The organism is Pseudomonas sp. PS01298 (genome assembly GCF_029959745.1).
GTDB lineage: Bacteria > Pseudomonadota > Gammaproteobacteria > Pseudomonadales > Pseudomonadaceae > Aquipseudomonas > Aquipseudomonas aylmerensis.
Genome location: NZ_JASCPP010000027.1, coordinates 49,604 through 60,040, shown reverse-complemented (window position 1 = coordinate 60,040; position 10,437 = coordinate 49,604). Strand labels below are relative to the sequence as shown.

The 10,437-nt window shown below is 62.4% G+C and carries 7 protein-coding genes; 2 read left to right on the top strand and 5 right to left on the bottom strand.

Going from position 1 to position 10,437, the window contains the following annotated elements:
• Positions 1-237: 237 nt before the first annotated feature.
• A complete protein-coding gene (gene sulA / locus QMX97_RS12485) occupies positions 238-711 on the bottom strand; it encodes an SOS-induced cell division inhibitor SulA (protein ID WP_065902006.1) in 474 nt (157 codons plus the stop codon).
• A 10-nt stretch (positions 712-721) separates the two neighbouring features.
• Positions 722-1,330: a transcriptional repressor LexA gene (gene lexA / locus QMX97_RS12480; protein ID WP_003172575.1), complete on the bottom strand. Its 609-nt coding sequence runs from the start codon at positions 1,328-1,330 to the stop codon at positions 722-724.
• 263 nt (positions 1,331-1,593) lie between these two features.
• Here lexA and QMX97_RS12475 point away from each other — a divergent pair, with 263 nt between their 5' ends.
• Both QMX97_RS12475 and nagZ read left to right on the top strand, forming a co-directional pair.
• Positions 1,594-2,301, top strand: a complete 708-nt coding sequence (locus QMX97_RS12475) for a TetR/AcrR family transcriptional regulator (protein ID WP_065902004.1) — start codon at positions 1,594-1,596, stop codon at positions 2,299-2,301.
• A 156-nt stretch (positions 2,302-2,457) separates the two neighbouring features.
• Positions 2,458-3,456: a beta-N-acetylhexosaminidase gene (gene nagZ, locus QMX97_RS12470; RefSeq protein WP_177410376.1), complete on the top strand. Its 999-nt coding sequence runs from the start codon at positions 2,458-2,460 to the stop codon at positions 3,454-3,456.
• A gap of 93 nt (positions 3,457-3,549) precedes the next feature.
• Here the strand turns inward: nagZ and QMX97_RS12465 are convergent, their stop codons facing one another.
• From QMX97_RS12465 to mfd, 3 genes are read right to left on the bottom strand one after another with little or no spacing between them, the layout of a single operon-like run.
• Positions 3,550-6,243 carry a DEAD/DEAH box helicase gene (locus QMX97_RS12465; RefSeq protein ID WP_120447900.1) on the bottom strand — a complete coding sequence of 898 codons (2,694 nt, stop codon included), beginning with the start codon at positions 6,241-6,243 and terminating at the stop codon, positions 3,550-3,552.
• Between the two features lie 9 nt (positions 6,244-6,252).
• Positions 6,253-6,819 (bottom strand): CsiV family protein, encoded by a 567-nt coding sequence (locus QMX97_RS12460; protein WP_065901998.1) that lies wholly within the window; start codon positions 6,817-6,819, stop codon positions 6,253-6,255.
• Positions 6,820-6,830: 11 nt separating this feature from the next.
• Positions 6,831-10,280 (bottom strand): transcription-repair coupling factor, encoded by a 3,450-nt coding sequence (gene mfd / locus QMX97_RS12455; RefSeq protein ID WP_106804813.1) that lies wholly within the window; start codon positions 10,278-10,280, stop codon positions 6,831-6,833.
• Positions 10,281-10,437 lie beyond the last annotated feature (157 nt).

Below are 10,437 nucleotides of genomic sequence, written 5' to 3'. Positions count from 1 at the left end.
GGGCTGCGAAGCAGCCCTAGATGGATTCAACGCGATGTATCAGGTATTCCACGGTGCTTGGTTTTGGGGCCGCTTCGCAGCCCAACGCGGGGCAAGCCCGCTCGCCACATATAAGCCCGCCCACCACATATAAGCTAAGCCCGGTTGTCACATAAGCCCGCTTGTCATAACAAGCCCGCCATTCATAGAGGCCGGCTCTTAAGATAAGCCCGCTCCTCACCAAGCTGGGTCTTCGTGTTATCCCAATCGAATATTCAAACTCTGCGCGTCGCCTGTGCGCGCTGCGCTGATCAGCTGTTGCTTGGCGGTGGCATTCAGTGGGTTCAGCCAGCTCACCACCGTGTGGCTGCGGCCCAGGCGCAAGGCTTCACAAGTCAGTTGCTGGGCGCTTTGCGTACCGCGTGGCTGCAATAACAGGATGCGCTCGCGGTTGAGGCCCGCGTCCCGTAGCCAGGCCTGGGTCAGGCTGGCAGGCGGGGCGATCAGGGTCAGCCAGCGCGCGTCCTGTTCTTCGCTCAATTCGCGAAGGATCGGCGCCAGCAGGCTCAGGCAGCTCCCAGCTGCACCGCGCAACGACAATTCACTGAACGCCTCGGGTTCGGCACTCCAGGGCGCCTCGACCGCTTCCTTGAGGATCGGTGCAAGGGGTTGGGCCATGAAGGCCTCGAACAGCGACAGTTGCGTGTGTTGGGGGGTGTGCACGAGCTGCATGATGCCTCCTTTAGCGGCGAATGACGCCGACACTCAAGCCTTCGATCACCAGGTCCTGATCTTTCAGGTTCACTTCAATCGGGGCGAACTCAGGGTTCTCGGCCAGGAGCCAGACCTTGCTGCCTTCGCGCTTGAAGCGTTTGACGGTGACTTCATCGCCGATACGGGCGACGACGATCTGGCCATTACGGGCTTCGCGGGTGGTGTGGACGGCGAGCAGGTCACCATCGAAAATACCCACGTCCTTCATGCTCATGCCGTGCACCCGCAGCAGGTAGTCGGCGCGAGGGTGGAAGAAGGTGGGGTTGATGTTGCAGGATTCCTCGACGTGCTGTTGCGCCAGGATCGGCGCACCGGCAGCGACGCGACCGATGATCGGCAGGGTCGATTCGTCGGCCTTGGCTTCGAAGCCAGGGATGCGAATGCCGCGCGAAGCACCTGGGGTCATCTCGATCGCGCCTTTGCGAGCGAGGGCCTTGAGGTGTTCCTCGGCGGCGTTGGGGGACTTGAACCCCAGTTCCAGCGCAATTTCCGCTCGTGTCGGCGGGTAGCCGTTGTCATCGAGGCAGCGCTTGATAAAAGCCAGAATCTCAGCTTGGCGTGGCGTCAGTTTTAGCATGTTGATCGCTCTGTCTTTTTATACAGTGACTGGGATTATATACAGTGAACTGCGCTTGGCAATCATCCTTTTCGGGCACTCCGCTGGACGGTCATTCGTCATCCGTCCTACAGGGCAGAGATAGCGCTGCCTACAGACCGGTAGGGATGTGATTAAATAGCGACGAAATAGATGACTGCCCGGCCGGAAAGCGAACCCGCAGGCTTGACAAGACACACCCTGAAACGTATGTTTCAAACAAGTGTTTGTCAGGCGGAGTAGCCATGGCCCAGTCGGAAACCGTTGAACGCATTCTCGATGCTGCCGAGCAATTGTTCGCGGAAAAAGGATTTGCTGAAACTTCATTGCGGCTGATCACCAGCAAGGCTGGGGTCAACCTCGCCGCCGTGAACTACCATTTCGGCTCGAAAAAGGCCCTGATCCAGGCCGTGTTCTCGCGCTTCCTGGGGCCGTTCTGTGCCAGCCTCGACCGTGAGCTCGAGCGCCGTCAGGCCAAGGCCGATCACAAGCCAACCCTGGAAGACCTGCTGGAAATCCTCGTCGAGCAGGCGTTGGTGGTGCAGCCGCGCAGCGGCAACGACCTGTCGATCTTCATGCGCCTGCTGGGGCTGGCATTCAGCCAGAGCCAGGGCCACTTGCGGCGTTATCTGGAAGACATGTACGGCAAGGTGTTTCGTCGCTATATGTTGCTGGTCAATGAAGCCGCCCCGCGTATCCCGCCGATCGAACTGTTCTGGCGCGTGCACTTCATGCTCGGTGCGGCGGCGTTCAGCATGTCCGGGATCAAGGCCCTGCGTGCGATTGCCGAGACCGATTTCGGCGTCAACACCTCCATCGAGCAGGTCATGCGCCTGATGGTGCCTTTCCTGGCCGCCGGCATGCGCGCCGAAACCGGTGTGACCGACCCGACGATGGCCGCCGCGCAATTGCGGCCACGCAGCAAATCCGCGCCGACCGTCGCCAAGGTTTGACCGCTTCGGGTGTGCGTGGCCGCTTGCATCCGCTAAGCTAGCCGCCATGCCGAATTCAGCTATTTACTCGCAACCCGTTGAGCTCACCGCGCCAGTCGCGCCGTGTGAGGTCGACGGGTTGTGTGCGTTATTTAAGGAAGGATTATGAGTGTTGCGCTGCAAGGTTCTTTGATGGTCGACGTGGCTGGTACCTGGCTCACGGCCGAGGATCGCCAGTTGTTGCGCCAACCCGAAGTGGGCGGCCTGATCATTTTTGCGCGCAATATCGAGCATCCACGCCAGGTGCGCGAGCTGAGCGCGGCGATTCGTGCCGTGCGCCCGGATCTGCTGTTGGCGGTCGACCAGGAGGGTGGTCGGGTACAACGCCTGCGCCAGGGCTTTGTGCGCCTGCCGGCCATGCGAGCGTTGGCGGATAACCCCAACGCCGAGTACCTGGCCGAGCAATGCGGCTGGATCATGGCCACCGAGGTGCTGGCAGTCGGCCTCGACCTGAGCTTCGCCCCGGTACTGGACCTGGACTACCAGCGCAGCGCCGTGGTCGGCACCCGTGCGTTCGAAGGCGACCCCGAACGCGCCGCGGTACTTGCCGGGGCCTTTATCCGGGGCATGAACAGTGCCGGCATGGCCGCCACCGGTAAGCATTTTCCGGGTCACGGTTGGGCTGAGGCGGATTCCCACGTCGCGATTCCCAATGATGAACGCAGCCTGGAACAGATTCGTGCGAATGACCTGGTGCCTTTCGCACGCCTGAGCCAGCAATTGGCGGCGGTGATGCCCGCGCATGTCATCTACCCACAGGTTGACCCGCAGCCGGCCGGTTTCTCGCGTCGTTGGCTGCAGGACATTCTGCGCGGCGAGCTGCAGTTCGATGGGGTGATTTTCAGCGATGACTTGTCGATGGCCGGGGCGCATGTGGTCGGTGATGCAGCCAGTCGCATCGAAGCGGCGCTGACCGCCGGTTGCGACATGGGCCTGGTGTGCAATGACCGCGCGGCGGCGGAGCTGGCGCTGAGTGCGGCGCAGCGCATGAAGGTGACGCCGTCGGCACGGATTGCGCGGATGCGTGGGCAGGCGTTTGCTTCGACGGACTACAAGCAGGATCCACGTTGGTTGGCGGCGCTGACTGCACTGCGGGATGCTCAGTTGATTGATTGAGGCCGCGTCGCGCCCATTGCCGACAAGCCGGTTCCTACAGGCGAATGCGTTCCAATGGTAGGAGCCGGCTTGCCGGTGATGGTCATCTGGCCGTCAACGCTTCTCTTGCTTGTTGGGCAACGGCGCAAACAACGCCTCGATGTCCTCGTTGCCCAACTGCCAATCCCCGGTCGTACGCCCATCCAGCACGCCCGCCGCCAGGTCGGATTTCTCCTTCTGCAGGTGTTGGATTTTCTCCTCTACCGTGCCCCGCGCGATCATCTTGTACACGAACACCGGCTTCTCCTGGCCGATCCGATACGCACGGTCGGTGGCCTGGTTTTCCGTGGCCGGGTTCCACCAAGGGTCATAGTGGATCACGGTGTCGGCTTCGGTCAGGTTCAAGCCCACGCCACCAGCCTTCAGGCTGATCAGAAAAATCTGCAGCTTGCCGCTCTGGAAATCCTTCACCGGTGTGCGCCGATCACGGGTCTGGCCGGTCAGCAGTGCGTAGGCAACACCGCGCTTTTGCAGTTCGACTTCAATCAGGCTCAGCATTGAGGTGAACTGGGAAAACAGCAGGATCCGCCGGCCCTCGGCAAACAACTCCTCGAGCATCTCCATCAGGCTGTCCAGCTTGCCCGAGCTGCTGCCACGCGCGGGCAGGGTGGCGTCGTTGACCAGGCGCAGGTCGCAGCACACCTGGCGCAACTTGAGCAGCGCTTCAAGAATGATGATCTGGCTGCGCGCCACACCTTTGCGGGTGATCTCGTCACGGACCTTTTTATCCATGGCCAGGCGCATGGTTTCGTACACGTCGCGCTGGGCCTCGTTGAGGTCGACCCAGTGGATGATCTCGGTCTTGGGTGGCAACTCGGTCGCCACCTGTTCCTTGGTGCGGCGCAGCAGGAACGGCTTGATCCGACCGTTGAGGTGCTGCAATCGCACATCGCTGGCGCGTTTTTCGATCGGCACGCGGTAATCGCGATTGAAGCTTTTGACGTCACCCAGCCAGCCCGGCAACAGGAAGTGGAACAACGACCATAGCTCGCCCAGATGGTTTTCCAGCGGGGTGCCGCTCAGGCACAGGCGCTGCCGGGCATTCAGCTCGCGTGCCGCCTGGGCGGCCTTGCTCGTCGGGTTCTTGATGTACTGGGCTTCGTCCAGGATCAAGACGTGCAGGGGCAGGGCCGCGAGTGTCTCGATGTCCTTGGGCAACAGGGCATAAGTGGTCAATAGCAGGTCGTAGTCCTGCAGGTTGGCGAAATGTTTTTTGCGTCCGGCGCCGTACAACGCCAGCACTTTGAGCTGCGGGGTGAAGTGCGCCGCTTCGTCCAGCCAGTTGGGGATCAGGCTGGTGGGCATCACCACCATGCATGGCCGATCCAGGCGCCCGGCGGCTTTTTCAGTAAGAATATGCGCCAGGGTCTGCAGGGTTTTGCCCAGGCCCATGTCATCCGCAAGAATTCCGCCGACATCCAGCTGGCGCAGTGACTGCATCCAGCTCAAGCCTTCCAGCTGATAAGGCCGCAGCGTGGCGTTCAACCCTGCAGGCGCGACGCTGGTGAAGTCCTTGATGTCGCGCAGGCGCTGGGCAAAGTTGCGGATCTTCTCACCGCCTTGCCACTGCAGCGGCAGGTCATCCAGCGGGTTGAGGCGGATCGCATCGGCCTTGGCCAGGCGCAGCGTGGTGGTGCCGGGTTCCTGCAGATAAAACTCGCCGAGGGTGGCCAGGACCGGTTTCAACCGGCCATAGGGCAATGCCACTTGCAGTGGGCCATGGCCGCCATTCGGCAAACCGGGGATATTCACCAGGATCAGTTCATCATCGCGGCGCCGCGCGAGTTTCTCCGGGTTGAGGATTTCGGTGTGGGAGCGCATCAGGTTGAGCAGGATCGGCAGCAGGCTCAGGCGCTCGCCATTGACGATGATCCCCAGTTCGAGATCGAACCAATCGCGCTCGGGGCCTTCGTCGACGGTGGCATACCAGTCGTCCACCGGGCTCAGGTCGAAGCCGAAATCCTCATCGATCTGCAGCTCCCAGCCCTCGGCGCGCAGGGTGGGCGAGGCGTTGAGGGTGAAGTTCAGCCAGGCGCTGTCATTGACCATCTCGAACAGTTCGCCGGCGCTTTCCGGCAAGGCCTTGCTCTGGCGCGTGGCGATCTTGAAGCCCAGCAGGCGCAATTGCTCGCGATAGGGCTGCTCCAGCTCGGGATGGCGCTTGATGCGCAGGCTCTGGGTTTCCTGGCGCACGATGATGTCGGCGTTCTTCTGCCCGCTGACATAGTTGCCCAGGTAATTGAACGACAGCGCCGCGCGGTGCTGGATATAGCGCTGCATTTTGCCGTTGCGCGGTTCAAACGCGCTGAACTCGACACTCGCCAGCCACAGGCGTGGCACCGGCGGCACGTCTTCCATCACCACCTGCGGTACCACCACGCGGTTATCCAGCACGGCCTGCAGCTTCTCGAGCAGCTCGGCATCCTGGGCGGCGGCCGGGTAGGCGAGGGTTTCCTGGACCTTGAGCAGTACTGCCGCGATGTGTTTGCAATTGGTGTGCACCGGGCAGGTACAGCGGCTGTCGACCAGGATCAACGTACCCTTGGCCGATTCGCGCAACGAGATGGTCTGCCGATACACGTTGCCGCCCGAGCCTTCGCAACTGGCCACGATGGTGCTGTCGCCGGACTCGACGATGCGCACGCGGTTCTCCAGCGCATAACGCCGCCCGCGCTCCAGGCTCTGCTCTTTGAAGCGGTTGGCCCACGAAGGGGCCAGGGGTTTGGTCAACGACGACGTCAGGGGCATGGCGCTGGATCAGTCCTGAATGTCGGGCGGCGGCGCGCTGGGGGGCTTGGCGGTCAGCGAGGTGATCTTGATCAGCAGCGCCAGGTGGCCGCCGTCGAGGTAGTTGAGTTGGTTGTTCTTGGTGCGTACGTCGTGCTGGCTCAGGTGTTCGCTGGCAATCACGCTGCCGTTGGCGTCGAATTGATTGATCCAGAAATCCGCGTCTATATCGGTGAAACGCCCCAGTTGCAGGTTCAGCACGCCCTCGATGGGAAACTGGCCGAACTGCTCCTGGCCGTCGCTGATCGCGATCTTCACGGGCTGCTCGCCGAGGTTCTGCTCCCAGGCCTTGTGCGCGAGCACGGTGTAGCTAGAGTCGGCGCTGAGCTTGTCGACGATATTGCCCAGGCGTGGCGGGCTCATCCGCTCACCCAGCCGCGCGGCGCCAGCATCCCAGTTTTCCGGCGCGGGGCGGCTGTTGATCACCGGCTCGGCGTTCTGTCGCACCAGGATCATTTCCACCAGGTACGGGCTGTCGGCAAACGCCGAAGGTGCGAGTACCACCAACAACAGGCTCAGAATGCGGAACAGGCGCATGGGGGCGTCCTTCAAGCAGATTTCGGGATGAGGCGCTCAAACAGCGCCTCCAGGGTATTGAAGCGTTCTTCGGCACGTTCCATCGGCACCATGAACTTGAACAGCGTAGCCCCTTCGAACTTGTAGCGGTTGGGCTGGCCCTGGATCAGCTTGATCAGTACCAGCGGGTCGACCGGCGTCTGCGCCTCGAACTCGATACGCCCGCCCTGCGGCCCGGCGTCAACCTTCTTGATACCCAACTGCTCAGCCTGCAATTTGAGCAAGGTCAGGCGCACCAGGTTCTTGGTCGGTTCGGGCAACAGGCCGAAGCGGTCGATCATCTCTACCTGCAGGTCCTTGAGGCCTTCTTCGTCGGTCGCCGAAGCGATGCGCTTGTACAGGATCAGCCGTGCATGCACATCCGGCAGGTAGTCCTCGGGAATCAGCGCCGGTAAGCGCAGGTTGATTTCCGGACCGCCGCCCAGGGGTTGGTCGAGGTTCGGTTGTTCGCCTTTGCGGATGGCTTTCACCGCGCGCTCGAGCATCTCCATATAGAGGGTGAAGCCCACGGCCTGGATCTGCCCGCTCTGGCCGTCGCCGAGCAATTCACCGGCGCCTCGGATTTCCAGGTCGTTGGTCGCGAGCACAAAGCCGGCGCCGAGGTCCTGGGTGTTGGCGATGGCTTCCAGGCGCTTTTCGGCGTCGCCGGTAATTTGCTGGCGCGGTGGCGTCAGCAAGTAGGCATAGGCCTGGTGGTGACTACGCCCGACCCGGCCGCGCAACTGGTGCAGCTGCGCCAGGCCGAACTTGTCGGCACGCTCGATGATGATGGTGTTGGCGCTCGGGACGTCGATGCCGGTCTCGATGATGGTCGAGGCAATCAGCACGTTGAAGCGCTTGTGGTAGAAGTCGCTCATCACCTGTTCGAGTTCGCGTTCGCGCATCTGCCCGTGGCCGATGGCGATACGCGCCTCGGGCACCAGTTCGGCGAGGTCGGCGGCGCATTTCTCGATGGTCTTCACGTCGTTGTGCAGGTAGTACACCTGGCCGCCGCGGAGCAATTCGCGCAGCAGTGCTTCCTTGACCGTGCTTTTGTTCTGCTCCATCACGAAGGTGCGCACCGACAGTCGGCGCGCCGGCGGCGTGGCGATGATCGACAGGTCGCGCATGCCCGACACGGCCATGTTCAGCGTGCGCGGAATCGGCGTGGCGGTGAGGGTGAGGATGTCGACTTCACTGCGCAGGGCCTTCAGCTGTTCTTTCTGGCGCACGCCGAAGCGGTGTTCTTCGTCGATGATCACCAGGCCCAGGTTCTTGATCTTCACATCGTCGGACAGCAGCTTGTGCGTTCCGATCACGATGTCGATCTTGCCTTCGGCGAGGTCGGCGACGGCGGCATTCACTTCCTTGGCGGACTTGAAGCGGCTCATCACCTCCACGGTCACCGGCCAGTCGGCAAAGCGGTCGCGGAAGCTGTTGTAGTGTTGCTGGGCGAGCAGGGTGGTCGGCACCAGGATCGCCACTTGCTTGCCGCCGTGCACCGCGATGAAGGCGGCGCGCATCGCCACTTCGGTCTTGCCGAAGCCGACGTCGCCGCACACCAGGCGGTCCATCGGCTTGGGCGCGAGCATGTCGGCGCGCACCGCTTCGATGGTGGTTTGCTGGTCCGGGGTTTCTTCGAAGGCGAAGCCGGCGCTGAAGGTGGCGTAGTCGGCCTTTGGATCGGCGAAGGCGTAGCCCTCGCGTGCGGCGCGGCGTGCATAGATGTCGAGCAACTCGGCGGCGACATCGCGCACCTGTTCGGCGGCCTTGCGCTTGGCTTTCTGCCATGTCTCGGAGCCCAGGCGGTGCAACGGCGCCAGCGCGTCGTCGCTGCCGGTGTAGCGCGCGATCAGGTGCAGGTTGGCCACCGGCACGTAGAGCTTGGCGCCCTCGGCGTATTCCAGGGTGAGGAACTCAGCTGCCTGGTTGTCGATCTCCAGCGTCTGCAGGCCCAGGTAGCGGCCGACACCGTGGTCGATATGCACCACCGGCGCGCCTTCACGCAGCTCGGTGAGGTTCTTGATCACGGCGTCGTTGTTGGCGTCGGCGCGTTTTTCACGGCGCCGACGCTGCATCACGCGCTGGCCGAACAGTGGGCTCTCGGCGATCAGTGCCAGGGCTGGGTCATCCAGCAGCAAGCCTTCATCCAGCGGGGCGATGGTGATTGCGAGGCGGTCTTTGCCGGCGACGAAGTCTGGCCAGCTGTCGACGGTTTTCGGCCGCAGTTTCAAGCGTTCCAGCAGCTCCAGCAGCACTTCGCGGCGCCCGGCGGATTCGGCGGTGAACAGCACGCGGCCGGGGAAATCACCGAGGAAGTTGGACAGCGCCTCCAGCGGTTGCGTGGCTTTGGCCTGGATCGCCAGATCCGGCAGCGTGCCTGCAGGGAAACGCTCGCGGCCACTGCCGGCGTCCACGTCCTGTTGGCTGGCGACCACACGCGGCCAGTTTTTCAGGCGCGCGAAGCAGTCTTCTACCGGCAGGAACAGTTCGGCAGGCGGTAATAAAGGACGGGAAGGGTCGACGCGACGCTCTTCATAGCGGTTGCGCACGTCGTTCCAGAAATTCTCGGCCGCCTGCTCGATGCCGGGCAGCGAGAACACTTGAGTGTCCTGGGGCAGGTAATCGAACAGGGTCGAGGTTTCGTCGAAGAACAACGGCAGGTAGTACTCGATACCCGCCGGGGTAATCCCGCTGCTCAGGTCCTGGAAGATCGGGCAGCGGCGGAAGTCGACGTCGAAGCGTTCACGAAAGCGCGCCTTGAAGCGCGTGACCGCATCTTTTTGCAACGGGAATTCACGCGCCGGCAGCAGCTTGATCGACTCGACTTTATCGATAGAGCGCTGGTTTTCCGGATCGAAGGTGCGCAGGGTTTCGATTTCGTCATCGAACAGGTCGATGCGATACGGCAACTTGCTGCCCATCGGGAACAGGTCGATCAGCGCGCCCCGCACGGCAAACTCACCGTGCTCGTACACCGTATCGACGCAGCGGTAGCCGCTGGCTTCCAGGCGCGTGCGCATCTGCTCGACATCGAGCTTCTGGCCGATATCCAGCACCAGGCTGCTGCCCAGCAGGAACTTGGTCGGCGCCAGGCGATGCAGGGCCGTGGTGATCGGCACCACCAGCACGCCGTGGGCCAGTTCCGGCAGGCGGTACAGGCTGGCGATGCGCTGGGAAATGATGTCCTGGTGCGGCGAGAACAGATCGTAGGGCAGGGTTTCCCAGTCGGGAAAATGCAGCACCGGCAAATCGGGGGCGAAGAAGCTCAGCTCCTGCTCGAGTCGCTCGGCACTTTGGCTGTCGGCGGTGAGCAGCAGGGTAAAGCGCTTGGCTGCGCTGGCAGCCTCGGCAATGGCCAGGCTCAGGGCGGCACCGGGCAGGTTGCCCCAGTGCTGTTTACCTGCCGCGGCAGGGAGAAGCGGTAGACGCAGAACGGGCACGGAAGGTTGAGCTCCAAGCGTTGCGACAAAGTCGTTAATTGTAACGGCCCGAGGTGCCGCCTGTCAGTTGCTGACTGAGCCTATTACGGTTTGTAGGAAATGTAGTGGCTAAGACAAACAATGGCGTGTTTTGACTCAATATGTAGTGCCATTTCGC